Consider the following 18,158-nt stretch of genomic DNA (forward strand, 5'->3'; position numbering starts at 1 on the left):
ATGAACAGGATTTTAATTAAAAATGCTAAAATTGTAAACGAAGGGTCAATTTTTGAAGGTGATGTTTTGATTGAAAATGACTTAATTGTTGAAGTTTCAGACAGCATCAGCCTAAAAACTTCTGACTGCAAAGTGATCGATGCCGAAGGAAATTATTTAATTCCGGGCGCAATTGATGATCAAGTGCATTTTAGAGAACCGGGTTTAACGCACAAGGGCGATATAGAATCAGAATCGAGAGCGGCTGTTGCGGGAGGAATTACCTCTTTTATTGAACAGCCAAATACAGTTCCGAATGCAGTTACGCAAGAAATATTAGAAGAAAAATATCAAATTGCTTCTCAAAAATCATATGCGAATTATTCGTTTATGATGGGAGCGACAAACGATAATTTGGAAGAAGTTTTAAAAACAAATCCAAAAAATGTTGCCGGAATTAAGATTTTCCTAGGTTCGTCTACTGGAAATATGTTGGTTGACAGAGAAGAGACTTTAGAGAAGATTTTTTCAAGTACGCCAATGTTAATTGCAGTTCATTGCGAAGATGAAACTACAATTCAAAATAATCTTGCGAAATTTAAAGAAGAATATGGTGAAGATGTTCCAGTGACGGCGCATCACTTAATACGTAGCGCCGAAGCTTGTTATATTTCGTCTTCAAAAGCTGTGGCTTTAGCGAAAAGAACTGGGGCAAGATTGCATATTTTTCACCTTTCAACGGCAAAAGAAATGGAATTATTTACCAATAAAATTCCGTTAGAAGATAAAAAAATTACTGCTGAGGTTTGTGTTCACCACCTTTGGTTTACAGATGAAGATTATAAAACAAAAGGGAATTTCATAAAATGGAATCCAGCTGTTAAAACGGCTGAAGATCGTGCTGAACTTTGGAAAGCTTTGAATGACGGACGAATTGATGTTATTGCAACAGATCATGCGCCACATACAAAAGAAGAAAAGCAGCAATCGTATTTGAAAGCGCCTTCTGGAGGTCCGCTTGTACAGCATGCGGTTGTGGCAATGTTTGAAGCGCATCATCAAGGGAAAATTAGCGTGGAGAAAATTGTGGAGAAAATGTGCCACAATCCAGCTAAAATTTTCAAAATCGAAAAAAGAGGTTTTATTAAGGAAGGTTATTATGCCGATTTAGTAATTGTAAATCCAAGTTTGCCTTGGAGCGTAAACTCTGATAATATTTTATACAAATGCGGTTGGTCTCCTTTTGAAAATATGGCTTTTAAATCGAGAATTACACACACTTTTGTGAACGGAGAAATGGTTTACAACAATTTCAAAGTTAAAGATATACGCGCCGGAAAAAGATTATTGTTTGATAGATAAAAAGCTGAAATGAAGAATTTTGTATTTATAATATTGGTTTTGTTTCTTTCTGTAAGCTGTAAAAAGGAACTTGTAAAAGAGCCAAAAGGACTTATTGAAAGAGGAAAAATGATTGATATTATGTATGATCTTTCTATTTTGGAAGCAATGAAATATCAAAATCCGCTGTCTTTAGACTCGGTTGAATCAGATCCGAAGAAGTTTATTTATAAAAAATATAAAGTAGATAGCCTTCAATTTGCGCAAAGCAATATTTATTATGCTGCAGATTATGAAACGTATAAAGATATGTTTGATGAATTGGGCAAAAGATTGGCGGTGCAACAGAGAGCTACAGATTCACTAGTTAAGATAGATGATAAAAAGGCGGCAAAAGCGGCTAAAAAGAAAGTAGCTGAAACTAAAGATTCAATAAAAAGTTCCTCTAATCCTGCTAGCGCTAGTCCGCAGAGCAGACAAAAACTTTTAGACCAATAATTAGCGTTTTGCAATATTTATAATGTACTCATGTACATCTTGAAAAACCGTTCCTAGAGCGGTTTTTATTTTTTCATTAGAATACAAATCTTTCGAATAAGATGATTTTGCTGTTGCTTTAGTCAAGCGTCTTTTTTGAAAGAATAGAGTCGAAAAAACAGCATCGGCCATCCAAAGAAAATTCATAAAAAACGGTTTTGCATGAATGCTTGGCTTTTTGACTTTTAAAACTGTTGCAATGGTATCTAGAATATCTTTAAAAACTACATTTTCTGCAATTAAAGTAAAACGTTCGTTTTTGATATCACTTTTCATTAATTGAAATGCGATTTTTACAACATCATCAACAGTAATAAAACCGGTGCTTCCGAGTGTGTAAAACGGGAGTCCGTTTGCGACTTTTACATATAATTCGGCGCTTCCTTGCTGAATACTTTTTGTTTTCGGAATTGGTCCTAAAATTACGCCTGGATTTACAATTACAATATCCAAGCCTTCCTGAACGGCGCGCCAAACTTCCATTTCGGCACCATATTTAGAAATGGCATAATCGCTATGAGGTTTTTCAGGATTCCAGTCGGTTTCTTCAGTGATATAGGTTTCGTGTGCGGCTAAATCGCCTAACGCTGCAATGGAGCTTACAAAACAGAATTTTTTTATGCTGCGCGCAATCGAAAAGTTGACCATATTGGCTGTTCCTTCAATATTTGTTTTTCGTAGTGCGTCTTCATCTTTAGGATCAAAAGAAATTAATGCCGCGCAATGGTAAACATAGTCAATGTTGTCGAAAGCAATTTCTAGGGAAGGAACATCTAAAATATCGGCCTCAAGCCATTCTATTTTATTAAATAAATCATCTTTTTGATAAAGCTCAAAAACCGATTTTGTTTTTTCAATGTTGTTTTGACTGCGGTAAATTGCCCGAACATTTTCTCCATTTTCAATTAAATGAAGTAATAAATGTGAGCCTACTAAACCTGTTCCTCCAGTTACTAATACCATTTTGTAAATATAAGTTTTTGGTTGGAAGGTGCAAAGTGACAGAGGGACAAAGTTGCAAAGGTTTTTTGGTTTTATTTGAAGTTTGAATGGAAATAAAAAATGCTTTCAAAATATTGTTTTAAATATTCTGAAAGCATTTTCGATATAATAAAATTATTTAGAAAACAATATATGACACAAGTAAATCTACATTGCTGAAATTTGTAGAATATGGCATGTAGTTGTTTAATAGGTTTTTAGATGTGTTGTATCTGATTTCGGTACTTATTTTTTTATAATTGTAGCCAAGACCAAAAGCAAAGTTGCCTTGCGCTTTTCCGTCTAAATTTATATGTTGAGATTCATAAGTAAATTTTCCACCAAGAGTAGCAACATAAGCTGCGTTTACGAAGATTTTTGAATTTTGGTTTAAAAAGAAATAATGACGCACACCTATAGGAAGGCTAAAACCTGAGTATTTTACTGTAGAAGGATGTTCAATATGTTTGGCGTCGTTAATACTATATAAAACACCATATTCTTGACTGTCTTCATATTTTTGATAATACAATCCTAGAAATACTCCCCATTTGTTTTTGTTGAAAGGGAAAATATATTCTCCTTCAATACCAACAGTTGGTTGTACTTTGGTTTCGTACTTTGCATTTTGAAATCCAGCACTTTCTGCTCCATCCACTGTTAGAGAAGTTAAACTCGCTCCAGCTGCTACTTTTAGGGCAAAAAATCCTTTGTCTTTTGTGTTTATAGTTTTTTCAATCGTAGCGGCATCAGCGTTGTTGTACTTTAAAAAATACTTAACTAGCGGTTCTGTTTTGTATGTAAGCCTTTTTATTTCACTTTCGCTGGTATTTTCGTTTTTTACGTTGTTGAATAACTGTTGCTTGAAATAATTGTTTTCTTCTGTTGTTCTGGCTCCAGTTTTATTATCAACGGCAAGATATTCTTTAAAAACAAGCTGCTCTGTCGGTACATTAGCTGTCTCATAAAAAAATCTTGTCATGTCTTTGGTAAGATAATAGTATAAATTTGCTTTTCCTTGCACTAATACTTTTAAAAAGACAGTTTCCTCTTTCCATTCAGGGTTTTTTGTAGTTGAGATGTTCTCTAATCGATTGTCTGACATGTCAATTTTTACAGTTGCTTTTTTAAATGTTGCGCCGTTTTCAACGCCAAATTCTTTTACAGTTGCAAGAGTTTCTGTTTTAATATCAGTGTCGTCTATTGAAATTTTGTATTTGAAGTCGACAGGGTTGTTGTACCAGTCAATATTTTTAATGAAACATTCTGTTTTTGTTCCATTGTTTGAAATAAAGTAACCTTTCTCGAAAGAGATTTGAGCATTAACTGCCGAGAAACAAAGAAATAATGTTAATAGTAAATATTTTTTCATAAAAGGGGGGTTTGGTTGCCGAAAATAGATAAAATAGATTGTGTTTTTTTACGGGTTTCCACATTTTTCTTTTTTTTGAGGTTAAAAATTTCTAAGGTTCGAGTTTTCTTTGCTTTTTATTGTATCTGATTTAGTGTTGCTTTTTGATATTGCCAATGCCATTGATTATATTTGCGCAAAATATTATTAAAAATGAAGAATCTAGTTGAAGAATTAAAGTGGCGCGGTTTGTACCATGATAGCATGCCAGGAACGGAAGAACAATTGCTAAAAGAGGTGACATCGGCTTATATTGGTTTTGATCCAACGGCAGATTCACTGCATATAGGCAGTATGGTTCAGATTATTTTATTGGTTCATTTAAAGAATTTTGGTCATCAGCCAATTGCTCTTGTGGGCGGCGCGACCGGAATGATTGGTGATCCTTCTGGAAAATCTGACGAAAGAAATCTGTTGAACGAAGAAACTTTAGCTAAAAATGTTGCCGGAATTAAAAGTGTTCTGTCTCGTTTCTTAGACTTTAATTCAAAAGAAGCAAATTCTCCAATTATGGTAAACAACTATGACTGGATGAAAGAGTTTTCGTTTATTGATTTTGCTCGTGAAGTTGGAAAACGTATCACAGTAAATTACATGATGGCGAAAGACTCTGTGAAGAAAAGATTGAGCGGAGAAGGTGAAGGAATGTCTTTTACGGAGTTCACGTACCAATTAATTCAGGGATACGATTTTTATCATTTATATAAAAACAATAACTGCCTTTTGCAAATGGGAGGTTCTGACCAATGGGGAAATATCACCACGGGTACAGAATTAGTACGCAGAATGGGCGGAGAAAATGCAAAAGCTTTTGCTTTGACTACGCCATTGATCACAAAAGCAGACGGATCTAAATTCGGGAAATCTGAAGGAGGAAATGTTTGGTTGGATGCTGATAAAACTTCTGTTTACAAATTTTACCAGTTTTGGGTAAATGCTACAGATGCAGATGCAGAGAAATATATCAAAATCTTTACTTTTTTAGATAGAGAAACAATCGACGGATTAATTGCAGAGCACCAAGCAGCAGCGCATTTAAGAATTCTTCAAAAGAAATTAGCTGAAGAAATTACCATTTTTGTTCACAGTAAAGAAGAATTAGAAAAAGCAATTCAGGCTTCGAATATTTTATTTGGAAACTCAACTTCTGAGGATTTAAAAAAATTAGACGAAGCGACTTTTTTAGAGGTTTTTGACGGAGTTCCACAAGCAGAAATCGCAAAAGCAGATTTAGAAAACGGTTTGGATATAATTTCTGTTTTAAACGAAAAAACTGGTTTCTTCAAATCTAACGGAGAAGCGAGAAGAGCTTTGACAGCAAATTCAATTTCTGTAAACAGAGAGAAAATCAAAGAAGATTTTGTTTTGACTGCAAATGATTTGATCAATAATCAGTTTGTATTATTACAAAGCGGAAAGAAAAATTATTTTGTGATTAGAGTAAAATAATCATAACTTTACTTGAATACAATTTAGATCATGAAAACACAATTTATAACAGATGATAAAGGAAATAGAACCGCGGTTTTATTGCCAATAAAGCAGTACAATAAGCTTCTGGAAAAATTAGAGGATTTAGAAGATGTAAAATTGTATGATGAAGCTAAGAGAAATGATGATGGTTTTAGAATTTCTATAGATGACGCTTTCAAAATTATTGAAGAAAAGCGAAAACTAGCGAAATAATGATCTATAATATTGAATTTAGGAATAAGGTTTTAAAAGTTTTAATTAAAATCAATGAGCCTTATTACTCAGCTATTAAAAAGCATATTTATGATTTAGCTGAAAATCCTAGACCCAAAGGGTATAAAAAACTAAAAGGCCGACCTGGTTATAGAATTAGAGTAGGAGATTATAGAGTAATTTATGAAATATTTGATGATGTTCTTTTGATAGATGTTATTGATTTAGGACATCGAAAAGATATTTATGAATAGATAGGTTTAATTGTTTAATCGAGTTTGATGCCGATTTAACGATTTCAACAAATCAACGATTAAACAACAATATATCAAAACGTCCCAATAGCTTGAAAGAGTTGTTGGGATTTTTTTATTTTGAGAGCAAATAAAATCGAATGTTTTTTTAGTAAGTTTATTACCTAACTAAAACAACAAACCTATGATTGGAATTTTATTTATTTACTGGATTTGGAAAGCATTTGCCGATTTAGCCGAAGAATATGGCAAAAATAAATGGCTCTATTTTTTTATTGGGATTGGGTCTTATTACGGAGGGACAATTATTTCTGGATTTATTTTAGGAATTTGTTTAGCCCTTCTTGGTGATCCAGGTGCTGTAGATGAAAACGCTTTAAATGTAGGGTGGAATTTGTTCTTTATGCTTTGCGGCGGTTTATCTTGTTACGGAATTTACAGACTTTTAGAATATAAAGGAGAAAAAGAAAGAGAGTTATTAAAAGAAGACAGTATAGATAATATTGGAATAAATAATGAAAATCAAGGGTAATTGGAGCTTTAGATTTATCCCGATTAAACAAATAAACGATTAACCGGTTTTAAAGAACCATTAAATTACATCCACGAATATCAGAATTATCAAAACGTCCCAATACCTCAAAAGAGTTGTTGGGATATTTTTTGCCTAAATCTTGCGTTGCAATAAAAGAGCAAGAATTGATATTAGCTAAATCAATAACATTGATGCCACCTGTTTTTCCATCGTTTACATAAGTTAGGGCATCTTCTGGATCGCGCACTAAAATGTTCATCCATGAAGGACATTCAAAAATGCCGTCTCCCAGTGAATAGGCTTGCGCCAAAAGCTCAGTCATTCCATATTCTGAATGAATGGATGCAACGCCAAAACCTTTGCAGAGCAATTCATGAAGTTCTTCACGAATCATTTCTTTTCGTTTTCCTTTCATTCCTCCAGTTTCCATTATAATGGTATTTTGAAGCTGGAATTGATGTTTTTCAATCAAATCTAATAAAGCATAAGTGACGCCAATTAAAATCACATTTTGACCTGATTCATCAAGTTCAGTAAGTTTTTTAATTAAGTCCTCATGATTGTGTAAATAAAATCCGCTTTCAGGCTGATTGGAGAGCTTTATTAGATCTTCGACCATATAAATCAACGAAGAGCCGTCACGTTCTAAATAAGACGGCAAAAGGGCTAAAACAACATAATCTTCGATATTTCCATAAAACTGCGAAAATCCTTGACGATAACTTTCTTCATAAAGCGAAACATCAGTAACTAAATGTCGGCTTGTAACCATTCCGGTTGTGCCACTGCTGGTAAAAGTAACTTGAGGGAAATCAGTGTTTGAAATAACTTCGTGAGATTTGAAAAACTGAATAGGTAAAAATGGAATCTGTTTCAGTGATTTTACCTCTTGCGGATTCACTTTTAGAAAATCACAAAAATCACGATATACTTTATTGTTTTCGTGCTGAAAACGAAACGCTTTTAATGCTATTTTTTCAAATTGTTTCTGACTCGAAATGGTAAATATATCGCTGGCTGTGATCAAAACTTTTTTTTGCAAAGATATTTATTTTTTAGTGTTCAGTGTTCAGTTTTTTAGTGTTCAGTTTCAGTATTTGGTTTTTGCCAAAGTTTATATGGATGATAACGAGACTGAACACTAAAAAACTGAACACTGTAAATTAAAAAAAGCTCCAAAAGGAGCTTTTCTCTATATTTTACCGAATAATGAGCTTTCGGGTTGCTGATGCATTTTCTTCACTTATTTTGATGATATAAACGCCGGGAACTAAATCTGAAACGTTTAACTCTTTTGACGTGATATGCGTTTGAAGCACTTTCTTTCCAAGGAGATCAAAAACGATAATTTCTTTCTCTAAATCATTTTTAGATGAAATATATACTTTCCCGTTAGTCACTGGGTTAGGGTACAAGCTTAGTCCCTCAATAGTAGTTGACTCTTGAGTTTTTGGTAATTGTTTACTGTCTTGTGCTGAGACACTTACAGTAAAGAAAAAAGCCAATAAGAATGTAATATAAAAGTAGTTTTTTGCCATCGCGTTTATTTGATACGTAAATATACAAAAAAAATTACAAAAATTACGCCAAAAAAAAACATCCTAAATATTTAGGATGTTTTTAACAAATTTTATATTTGATAGAAAAATTATAGTTTTTCTAAAAGGTTTAAACCATCAACAGTAGCCCATGCACCACCAGTTAGAGCAGCTCCTGTAGCAGTAGTGCCAGTTGTCCAGTTTGATGCAGGTACAAAACTAGCAGCAGTTACTGTAAATGAAGCAGGAACACCTGAAATGAAAGTAATAGGAGTGTTAGTGATTTTCACGTTGTTTAATTTGATTTTTCCTCCAGCAACTTGGTGATCATAAGTAGCTTTGTCTAAGATCTGAATTGCACCACCATTGTAAGCAGTTGGAGTAGTTTGGCTAGCGTAACCATCAATTATGATGTTGCTGTAATCACCATTTCCTTCTTTTTTGAATTGGATAGCATCCAATTGAATTTCGCTTTGTGCTTCTGTAGTTGTACCAGCAGCTCTTCTTAGCGTGATGTTAGTAACTTTTGGCCAGAATGCATTGTCAACACTTTTAGATTCTACTTCAATACCATAGTTAGCAACACCTGTTTGGTATGCATACCAGTTTGTATTGTCTTGACCTCTCCATCCATCTTGCCAGTCAAAAGAGTCATCACTATTACCATAAGAGATTGAATTTGTCAAACTTGCTGTTCCTCCGTAAAATTCAAAACCGTCATCATTACCTTTGTAGGCAACTAAGTGATCTAATGTAGTTCCAGTTCCAACAGAGTAGAATGAGAATCCGTTATTTTCTTTACTGTTAGTTGTAATTACTTGTCCAGCATATTCAACTCTTACATATTTCAATGAACCTCCATTGTGAGCTACATTTGAACCTCCGTAAGTTAAGTTTAAACCATCTTCTGAAACTGCTGTTTGTGGAGCAGGAGCAGTTGCTGAATTTACGATTGGAGCATCTCCGTACATGATGATACCAGCCCAAGAACCTCCTACTTTTGATTTTTCAGTAAAAACAATTGGTAAATCTGCTGTACCGTTAGCAATTATTTTTCCTCCATTTAATATAATAAGACCATTTTCTCCTGTAGACTTGTCACAAGTAATTTTACAACCTGGCTCAAAAGTAACAGTTACACCACTGCTAACTTTGATCATTCCTTTTAAGGTATAGTTACCGTAAGCATAAGTTGTATTTGCTGTAATATTCGAAGATATTTCTCCCGTTACTGGTTGTTTTACTGGTGTTTCATCGTCACTACTAGAACATCCTGTAAAGATACTTCCTAAAACTGCTAAGCAGAATACTAATTTTTTCATAATTTATGTGTGTTATTTTATTTATTTCAATCTTCAACAAATGTAATCTGAGTCTCTCTATTATCTATTTAAGAGAATGTTATCAAATTATTACTCGTTATTTAAGGTTGTGTTTTGTAATTGTTAAGTGCTATTAAAATGTATAAGATACATTCATAGAGAAGCCAACTCCTTTTTTGTATTCTCTTACTGTTAAATCGCTTTCTGTTATTGGAATTCTGCTTTTATCACCCATTTCTATTTTATAAGCTGGGTTTAATATGTTGTCTACAGAAAGTTTAACATCAAACTTGTCTGAAATTTTGTTTTGCCAGATAAAATCAAGCTTACCAAACGGCATTTCATAATAATTATCTAATCCATTTGTACCTACTGCATAGATTCGTTTGCTGTAGATATTGTAAACCATATTCATAGAGCTTTTCCATTTTTCACTAAACTCAGCATCGTATCTAAGGTCAGCATTTACGATCCAAGGTGAAGCACCTTGTAGTTTTCGAGTTGGATTATCATCAACTGCAATAGTTTCAGGATTGTTAACTCCATTTTCAAAAGTTTTTTCGATAGTTACTTTTGTATCCATTAATGCTGCATTAGCACCTACTGAGAAATTAGATAATGATTTTGAAATTCTTTCTAATTGGAATAAGAATTCGAATTCAGCACCATATAATACAGCTTTATTAGAATTGCCGTATGTTATAATTTGTCCTCCACTTCCTGCTGAGTTTGTAAATAATCTTTCGATAGGGTTATCGATCATTTTAGTGAAAATTGTAGCAGAAACTAATTCTTTGTTAGTTGGGAACAATTCGTATTTCAAATCAAAGTTGTAATTAGCGCTATTCTTCAAGAATTCATTACCTCTTTCTATTGTACCGTCTGGATTTACGAACTCAAGGGGATAAGATTCCATAATTACAGGTCTTGTAATTGTTTTTGAAGCTGCAAATCTTAAGTTTGATTTCTCGTTCAGAATATATTTCGTGTTTAACGATGGCAAGATATCCGTTTTATCAGTAGTTATTTTTTGATACGGATCTTCAAAACTTCCTGTTGGCTTGTATTTTGTTTCTCTATTAGTTTGTTCAACTCTCACTCCTCCATTTACTTCAAATTTATCAGAGAATTTCCAAGCTAAATCTACATATCCAGCGTTAATGAACTCTTCTAACATTGCTTTGTAAGTTGAGTTTGTTCCTTCTCTATAAGTGAAATTATTATTTAAAATTTCGTTTTTTAAAGTAGCATCAGGAGTATTAGTTGGGAAAGTAACACTATTTGAGTTTAGATATTGTGATACCAGAAATCTGAATTCAGATCCCATTTTGTTCATGTAACCGCTATATCCTGCCGTAAACTTGTTCGCTTTGCTTAGATCTTCATTTCCAAATTTCCAGTTGTATTCTAGTAAACCAGAGATGTGTTGGTCACCTTGAAAATCAAGATATTGTCTAGTTATACTGTTACCAGTATAAGATATCGAAGTTGTGTTTTCGTCCATTTTAACACCCTTGAAAGATTTTCTGTCAGGGAGTTCATATTGTGTTGTTGAGTATGAGATACCTCCTTTTACTATATGTCTTTCATCCTCAGTTAATTTATAATTACCAAACAATTGCGTGTTAAAAAGGGTAGACTCTGACAACTGATTCATTCTAATAAAACCATTTGTTTGAGCAGCATTAGAATTTGTATAACCCAACTGATCTTGGATCATATTTTCAGTCGATTTTAGATAAATCGTGTTTGATGTAAGAGAAAGTCTGTTTGTTTTGTAAGTCAAACCTACTAATGCAGATGAGTTTGTGATAAATTTATACTGTGTTGTAACTAAGTCATTGTCATAGTTTCCTTGTGCAGTATTAAAAATTCTATCAGCTCCACTTCTAATTTGATATTTATTATCATAGTTAAGTGATAATAGATATTGAAATGTGTTTTGTTTTTTTCCTACATTGAATTTTTCTGAATGTGTAATTCCAAAACTTGTATTCAAAGGAGCTTTGTCACTTTTTACATCGAACCCTGAACCAAATCCGTTTGCAGCTTGGTCAGCAGTTAATGTTTGGTTGCTAGGAACTTTAGTTAATGCAGATGGCAAATCTCTTTCGTTACCTGAAAACCCGAAAAAATCAGCTGTTGAAGTTGCATCTTGAGAAATAAGGAATTTGCTTAGATTGTTGTTAATAGTATAACCAGCTCCAAAATTAATTTTCGTTTGACTTTTTCCTGTAGCAGTTGTTACAATGTTAAAAGTAGCTCCAGCAAAATCACCGTATAAGTTAGTGTTGAACGTTTTGTATGTTTCTAAAACACTTACGATATCCGTTGGAAAAATATCTAAAGGGATGATTTTCTTAAAAGGATTGTTTGATGGAACTGCCAAGTCGTTAAGCAAAAGACTGTTGTAGCGATCCTCTAAACCTCTTACAAATAAACCTCTTCCGTCTACTTTAGTGATTCCGGTGATTTTTGTCAAACCTTCTTCAACATCACTTACACCTTTTCTAGACATTTCCTGTGCACCAATACTTTGTTTGATTACAACAGCATTTTTTTGGTCTAATAATAAAGCAGTTTCTTTTTCTTTACTTGCTGTCGATTTTACAACAACATCTTTAAGAGTATAGCTTCCTGATGACAGTACTTGGTTAACAGTGATTGTTTCTCCTGCTTTTACAGTTACTGGTTTTTCTACAGATTCATATCCTACGAAACTAAAAATAATAGTATAATTTCCTGGATTTACACTTAACGAATATTTTCCGTCAATGTCAGTGTTGGCACTAATGTTTGTTCCTTTTATTAAAACATTTGCAAAAGGAAGTACTTCATTATTAGTTTCTTTGTCGGTTAATACACCAGAAATCGTACCTTTGTTTTGCGCGATCGAAATCGAACAGATAAATAATGTGATTAATAGAAATTTTAAATTGAATTTCATTTCAGTGTTGTGTTTAATTTATTTTTGTGCAAAGAAAGAACCGCATTGTAAAGTTCATGTTAGGGACTTGTTATGTTTTTGTGTTGTCAAGATTATCAAATTGTTACCAAATTAAATTACCGTTAACCGCAATTTTTAACGGTTGTTTTATTACTATATTTACGCTGTGAAATAAAAAACATCGAATATATATTAAAGAGAATTTGATGTAAAAATCTCAATTTTTGCTATTTATGAAAAAAACACAAACCAAGATTTTATTAGTTGACGATGAACCAGATATCTTAGAAATCGTTGGCTATAACCTTGCTCAAGAAGGCTATCAAATTGTAACTGCTTCTAATGGAAAAGAAGCTATAGCAAAGGCTCAAAAAGAATTACCAGAATTAATCATTATGGATGTAATGATGGCCGAAATGGACGGGATGGAAGCTTGTGAACACATCAGAAAAATTCCAGAATTAAATAATGTTATCATAACATTCTTAACCGCAAGAAGCGAGGACTATTCGCAAGTAGCTGGTTTTGACGCAGGTGCTGATGACTATATTACAAAGCCAATAAAACCAAAATTATTGGTAAGCAAAGTAAAGGCGTTGTTAAGAAGGTTAAAAGAACAAGAAGTCGTTACAGATACTCTAAATGTTGGCGGAATTGAGATCAACCGCGAAGAATACAAGATCATAAAAGGCAACCTTGAAATCGCTTTGCCAAGAAAAGAATTCGAATTGTTTTACCTATTAGCTTCTAAACCAGGAAAAGTTTTTAAAAGAGATGAAATCCTTGATAAAGTTTGGGGAAATGAAGTTGTAGTAGGAGGAAGAACAATCGACGTTCACATCAGAAAACTTCGTGAGAAAATAGGCGAAGACCTTTTTAAAACCATAAAAGGTGTTGGTTATAAATTTGAAGTGTAAATTTGAACCATATAAGTTATATAAGTTCATTTAAATTGTAACCTAATATATATCAATCAAAATTTATCTTTGTCAAAGTTTCGAACTTTGACAAAGATTTCTTTTTTAAGTTCTTATGTAAATCCATGCGATTAAGTTTTATTTTTAAATGAACTTATATAACTTACATGGTGGAAAAAAATAATATTTTAATGGTTCAAAATTTTCAATGAAAATCAATTTTAAAAAAACATACAAATTTGCGATTAAATCGGCATTGTATATAAGTCTGTTTTCAACAGGATTTGTGCTGATGCTGATGTCTTTATTTTATAAAAATCAATTAAAACATCAAATTGCTTTTGGAATAATATTTATAATTTCAATTTATATTTTCTCTTTTTTAGTGCTTCAATATCGTGTTGAACGATTCATTTACAGAAGAGTAAAAAAGATTTACGATGAGGTTTCGCTTCTAGAATCGACGCCGCTGATCAATCAGCCGATCACAACGGATATGGAAACGCTTTCACGAGAAGTGAAAAAGTTTGCGACTGATAAAAAGCTTGAAATCGAAATGCTTGAAATTCGTGAACAATATAGAAGAGAGTTTCTTGGAAATGTTTCGCACGAACTTAAAACACCTTTATTTACCGTTCAAGGATATGTTTCGACTTTGCTTGATGGTGCAATGGACGATAAAAACATTCGAAAAAAATATTTAAAACGTGCCGAAAAAGGTGTAGAGCGTCTTATATATATAGTCGAAGATTTAGATATGATTACCAAATTAGAATCGGGTGATTTAGATTTAAATATGACCGATTTTGATATCGTGGAATTGATTCAGAATGTCTTTGATTTATTAGAAATGAAAGCCGATAAAAAGAAAATCAAATTGGCTTTTGAGAGCAAAAACGTCCAGTCGGTTATTATTCGCGGAGATCAAGACAGAATTCAGCAAGTTTTAGAAAACTTGATTGTCAATTCTATTAAATACGGAAAAGAAGGCGGTTTGACTGAAGTTGGTGTTGTAAATCTGACTAAGAAAAAAGTATTAATCCGAATCAGTGATAACGGAGAAGGAGTTGAGAAACAGAATATTTCGAGACTTTTTGAACGTTTTTACCGCGTTGACAAAAGCGGAACTCGTTCTGAAGGAGGTTCTGGTTTAGGATTAGCAATTGTAAAACATATTATTGAGGCGCATAAAGAGAAAGTTTATGTAGAAAGTGAGTTCGGAATTGGTTCAGAATTCTCTTTTACTCTCGAAAAAGCCAATAAAACGATAAAATCTGAAGTTAAATAATTGTAAGTTGGGTTTTGTTAAAAGCCGTAAAACAAGGCTTTTAACAATAAATCAACATTCGACTTCGGTACCTAACATTAAATTTTTATTATAGTAACATCTGGTTAATGATTTGTTAACATAGGTGATACATCTTTGCATCCTGAAACTAAGGGTAAAAACAAAATGATAAAAAAAATAGTTCTTGTGATTGCAATCTTGCTTACAGTAGCAATGAATGCTCAAGATGTAAATCAGCAAAATGTAAACAAGCAAGAAGTAAAAAACGAAGTACTTCGTATTTTAGATTCGATCAATAAGGCAAAACTTCCAGACACTAAATCTGGAGGAGGTGTTGAAGAACATTGGTACGATAAAATTTCTTTAAGAGGTTATGCCCAAATTAGATACAATGGTTTGTTTTCTACCAATGATAAAATTACTTGCGATCAATGTGATAGATCTTGGGGAACAACTTCGACCGCACCAGACGCAAAAGCAAACAACGGACTTTTTATTCGCCGTGCACGTTTAGTGTTCTCAGGCCAAGTTCATCCAAATGTCTTTTTCTATTTCCAGCCTGATTTTGCTAGTTCACCAGTAACTGGAATCCAAAATTTCGTTCAAATTCGTGATTTATATTTTGATCTTTCTTTTGATAAAAAGAGAGAATATAGAGTTCGTGTAGGGCAAAGTAAAATTCCATACGGATTCATAAACATGCAATCTAGTTCACAACGTTTGACATTGGATCGTGCGGATGCTATAAACAGTTCAATAGCAAATGAACGTGATTTAGGAATGATTTTTTATTGGGCGCCTGCCGAAATCAGAAAACGTTTTGAAATGTTAGTTAAGGATGGATACAAAGGTTCAGGTGATTTTGGTGTATTTGCCTTTGGAGTTTATAACGGACAAATTGCCAATAAAATTGATGCAAACAGAGATTTGAATGTTGTAGCAAGAGTTTCGTATCCTTTCGTAATTGGAAGCCAGATTATTGAACCTGGAATTCAGGCTTATGATGGAAAATGGGCTTTTACAGACGAAATTTCTACCGGAGTTATAGTTAATGATCCTAAATACGTGAAAGATGAAAGAATAGGTGCGACTTTTGTTTTGTATCCAAAACCTTTCGGAATCCAAACCGAATATAATATTGGTAAAGGACCTCGTTATAATCCTGCAACTAATACTGTTGATGAATCTAGTTTGAACGGCGGTTATGTTTTACTGAATTATAAATGGGATATCAAAAAACAACATATTTATCCTTACGCTCAGTTTCAATATTATGACGGAGGTAAAAAATATGAAAAAGATGCTAGAAGCTACGTTGTGAGAGATTATCAATTTGGTATCGAATGGCAACCAATCAAAGCCTTCGAATTAACTGCAGAATATGTGATCGCCGATAGAAGTTATGTAGACAGCGCCCGCCCAATTAATAGGCAAGAAGGTAATTTATTAAGATTACAAGCGCAGTTTAACTTCTAAAGTTATTCTTCAAAAACAGAAAATAAAGCGTCCCAGTCAATATCATTTTTAAATTGGGACAATCCTTTAAACGACTTTACTTTTGAAAGATCTTCAATGGTAAAGTCGTTTTGCATTGCGTAGGGTACCAAATTTTCTTCCTGAAGTTTTATCGCCAAATATTCTTGCTCATATTGTCCCGGAGTTGGAATAAAAAAAGCTTTTTTGCCCAATTTGGCCAAATCCATTACAGTCGTATATCCAGAACGGCAAAGAACAAATTCACTTTCATTAAAAGTTTGTTCCAGTTGTTTTGAATTCATAAAATTGTAATACGTGACATTTCCAGCCTGCCATTTGCTTTGCACTTTCTCTACAATACCCTGTATAAAAACAACTTTCCCCTTAAAATTTGCCGCTTCTTTTTGAAGTTTTTCGTCCAAATAAGTGCGTTGAGGTTCAGGACCAGACAAAATAATCATTAAATCATATTGTTTTGGCGTTTCTTTTTGACGCATTCTGCTCAAAGGCCCAATATATTTTAAGTTTAGTTCATTTGTTTTCAAATGCCCTAAATCTCCAGTCAAATTGACTTTTTCGTTCGTATCTGGAACCCAGCATTCTGTATATTTTTTGATGAAATATTGATGACATTTACTGGTAAACCAAGTTGTATTTCCAGTCATAACATTCAATTGATGTGTCATAAAAACAGATGGAATTTTTCTGCTAAAAACGCCCAAGCGATTGTCCGAAATAATACCGTCAATTCCGTGTTTTTTAATCCAGCTGTTCACGATTTTTTTCTCGTCTAAAATAGCTGTGATCATTTTTGGAAGATTCTTAATCAGTTTCCATTTAAAATTTTTGCCATTTTTAGCATATTCAATATGATAAGAAGGAAGTTCTAAAGTTTGTATGTACGGAAATTCTTTTCGCAATAAAGCAAGCGCAACTCCATCAGAAGCAATAATCGGAATGAAATTATTCTCTTGAAGCGCTTTAATAATTGGGATACATCTTGTGGCATGGCCTAATCCCCAGTTTAATGGAGCAACTAAAATTGTTTTGTTCGCAGAATAGTCAATGCTCATAGTTTAACGCTTTTTAAAAGCGAATATAAAGAAATATGTTTTTGATGATATTTCGGACATATTACTAAATTATTAACGGAATATTTTTTTTGAGGTTCTAAGGGGCTAAGGTTCTGAGGTACTGAGGTTTTTACTTGATAAATAAAAAGCCGAACGTAAGTTCGGCTTTTTAAATCTCATATTTCAATAACTTAGAACCTTAGTCCCTTAGCACCTCAGTACCTTAGTCCTGAATATAAGTTTTATTTCCATTTTTGTTAATATAGTATTTACCACCTTTTGGTCCGGTATACACTTTTTTGCCGTTGTATTCTCCAGTAACTTTGTCTGGTACTCTTGGCGCTTTTTCATTAGTTTCTTTTACAGTCTTTGTAGCTGATTTTTTAGCTTTGTCAGCTTCAGCTTTTGCACTTTTGCTTGCAGCGTCAGCTTTTGTTGCTGTCTTTTTGGCTTTATCGGCTTCGCTTTTTGCTTTTGCAGATTGTTTATCGGCTGCTTTTTTAGCATCGCTTGCAGATTCCTTTTTAGCTTTTGTTGCAGCTGCGGTCGCATCATCCGCTGCTTTTTTAGATTTGTCAGCAGCTTTTTTAGCATCACTAGCCGATTGTTTTTTAGCTTTTGTTGCCGATGCTGTTGCATCATCTGCCGCTTTTTTAGATTTGTCGGCTGCTTTTTTAGATTTATCAGCTTCTTTTTTTGCATCGGCTTTAGCTTTTTTTGCTGCCGCTTCAGTTTGGCTCTTTGTTGCTTTTACTGTGGCATCCTGACCATAGAAGTTAGAAGTGAAAACCACTATAAAACAAAGTAATAATAATTTTTTCATAAGGTTACGTGTTTAAATTTCAATTAAAATTAATCAATTTATTTTTATTT

General features: G+C 33.3%; 17 protein-coding genes. 9 read left to right on the forward strand and 8 right to left on the reverse strand.

The features are described 5' to 3' along the window. Together RB619_RS12585 and RB619_RS12590 are read left to right on the forward strand one after the other, a co-directional pair. Entirely contained in the window at positions 1-1,341 is a 1,341-nt protein-coding gene (locus RB619_RS12585) for a dihydroorotase (protein WP_308097932.1), read from the forward strand. 9 nt (positions 1,342-1,350) lie between these two features. Continuing rightward, positions 1,351-1,818: a DUF4296 domain-containing protein gene (locus RB619_RS12590; protein ID WP_308097934.1), complete on the forward strand. Its 468-nt coding sequence runs from the start codon at positions 1,351-1,353 to the stop codon at positions 1,816-1,818. Here RB619_RS12590 and RB619_RS12595 read toward each other — a convergent pair whose 3' ends face one another. Together RB619_RS12595 and RB619_RS12600 are read right to left on the reverse strand one after the other, a co-directional pair. After that, positions 1,819-2,820: an NAD-dependent epimerase/dehydratase family protein gene (locus tag RB619_RS12595; protein WP_308097936.1), complete on the reverse strand. Its 1,002-nt coding sequence runs from the start codon at positions 2,818-2,820 to the stop codon at positions 1,819-1,821. A gap of 157 nt (positions 2,821-2,977) precedes the next feature. Then, positions 2,978-4,210 carry a hypothetical protein gene (locus tag RB619_RS12600; RefSeq protein WP_308097938.1) on the reverse strand — a complete coding sequence of 411 codons (1,233 nt, stop codon included), beginning with the start codon at positions 4,208-4,210 and terminating at the stop codon, positions 2,978-2,980. Positions 4,211-4,402: 192 nt separating this feature from the next. Between RB619_RS12600 and tyrS the strand changes: the two genes are divergently transcribed. From tyrS to RB619_RS12620, 4 genes are all read left to right on the forward strand, one after another. Beyond that, complete coding sequence (gene tyrS / locus RB619_RS12605; RefSeq protein WP_308097940.1) at positions 4,403-5,698, forward strand: tyrosine--tRNA ligase; 1,296 nt, start codon at positions 4,403-4,405, stop codon at positions 5,696-5,698. A 30-nt stretch (positions 5,699-5,728) separates the two neighbouring features. After that, positions 5,729-5,935: a hypothetical protein gene (locus RB619_RS12610; protein WP_308097942.1), complete on the forward strand. Its 207-nt coding sequence runs from the start codon at positions 5,729-5,731 to the stop codon at positions 5,933-5,935. Beyond that, entirely contained in the window at positions 5,935-6,189 is a 255-nt protein-coding gene (locus RB619_RS12615) for a type II toxin-antitoxin system RelE/ParE family toxin (RefSeq protein WP_308097944.1), read from the forward strand. Before RB619_RS12610 ends, RB619_RS12615 begins: the two co-directional genes overlap by 1 nt. Before the next feature lie 184 nt (positions 6,190-6,373). After that, positions 6,374-6,721, forward strand: a complete 348-nt coding sequence (locus RB619_RS12620; protein WP_308097946.1) for a hypothetical protein — start codon at positions 6,374-6,376, stop codon at positions 6,719-6,721. A 49-nt stretch (positions 6,722-6,770) separates the two neighbouring features. Here RB619_RS12620 and RB619_RS12625 read toward each other — a convergent pair whose 3' ends face one another. From RB619_RS12625 to RB619_RS12640, 4 genes are all read right to left on the reverse strand, one after another. Then, a complete protein-coding gene (locus tag RB619_RS12625) occupies positions 6,771-7,751 on the reverse strand; it encodes an acyl transferase (protein WP_308098067.1) in 981 nt (326 codons plus the stop codon). Positions 7,752-7,923: 172 nt separating this feature from the next. Then, positions 7,924-8,262: a T9SS type A sorting domain-containing protein gene (locus RB619_RS12630; RefSeq protein WP_308097948.1), complete on the reverse strand. Its 339-nt coding sequence runs from the start codon at positions 8,260-8,262 to the stop codon at positions 7,924-7,926. A gap of 110 nt (positions 8,263-8,372) precedes the next feature. Next, positions 8,373-9,584 (reverse strand): hypothetical protein, encoded by a 1,212-nt coding sequence (locus tag RB619_RS12635; protein ID WP_308097950.1) that lies wholly within the window; start codon positions 9,582-9,584, stop codon positions 8,373-8,375. A gap of 133 nt (positions 9,585-9,717) precedes the next feature. Next, positions 9,718-12,531 (reverse strand): TonB-dependent receptor domain-containing protein, encoded by a 2,814-nt coding sequence (locus RB619_RS12640; protein ID WP_308097951.1) that lies wholly within the window; start codon positions 12,529-12,531, stop codon positions 9,718-9,720. 233 nt (positions 12,532-12,764) lie between these two features. On the opposite strand from RB619_RS12640, the gene RB619_RS12645 reads away from it, so the two are divergent. From RB619_RS12645 to RB619_RS12655, 3 genes are all read left to right on the forward strand, one after another. Continuing rightward, positions 12,765-13,448 carry a response regulator transcription factor gene (locus tag RB619_RS12645; RefSeq protein ID WP_308097953.1) on the forward strand — a complete coding sequence of 228 codons (684 nt, stop codon included), beginning with the start codon at positions 12,765-12,767 and terminating at the stop codon, positions 13,446-13,448. Positions 13,449-13,656: 208 nt separating this feature from the next. Next, positions 13,657-14,736, forward strand: a complete 1,080-nt coding sequence (locus RB619_RS12650; protein ID WP_308097955.1) for an ATP-binding protein — start codon at positions 13,657-13,659, stop codon at positions 14,734-14,736. Positions 14,737-14,901: 165 nt separating this feature from the next. Continuing rightward, positions 14,902-16,212, forward strand: coding sequence for a porin (locus tag RB619_RS12655; RefSeq protein WP_308097957.1), 1,311 nt, complete (start codon positions 14,902-14,904; stop codon positions 16,210-16,212). A 2-nt stretch (positions 16,213-16,214) separates the two neighbouring features. Here RB619_RS12655 and RB619_RS12660 read toward each other — a convergent pair whose 3' ends face one another. Beyond that, positions 16,215-17,285, reverse strand: a complete 1,071-nt coding sequence (locus RB619_RS12660) for a glycosyltransferase (protein ID WP_308097959.1) — start codon at positions 17,283-17,285, stop codon at positions 16,215-16,217. Positions 17,286-17,508: 223 nt separating this feature from the next. After that, on the reverse strand, positions 17,509-18,108 hold the full coding sequence (locus tag RB619_RS12665) for a hypothetical protein (RefSeq protein WP_308097961.1): 600 nt from the start codon (positions 18,106-18,108) through the stop codon (positions 17,509-17,511). Between the last annotated feature and the right edge of the window lie 50 nt (positions 18,109-18,158).

Origin of the sequence: Flavobacterium sp. LHD-80 (genome assembly GCF_030929605.1) — a bacterium.
Lineage (GTDB): Bacteria > Bacteroidota > Bacteroidia > Flavobacteriales > Flavobacteriaceae > Flavobacterium.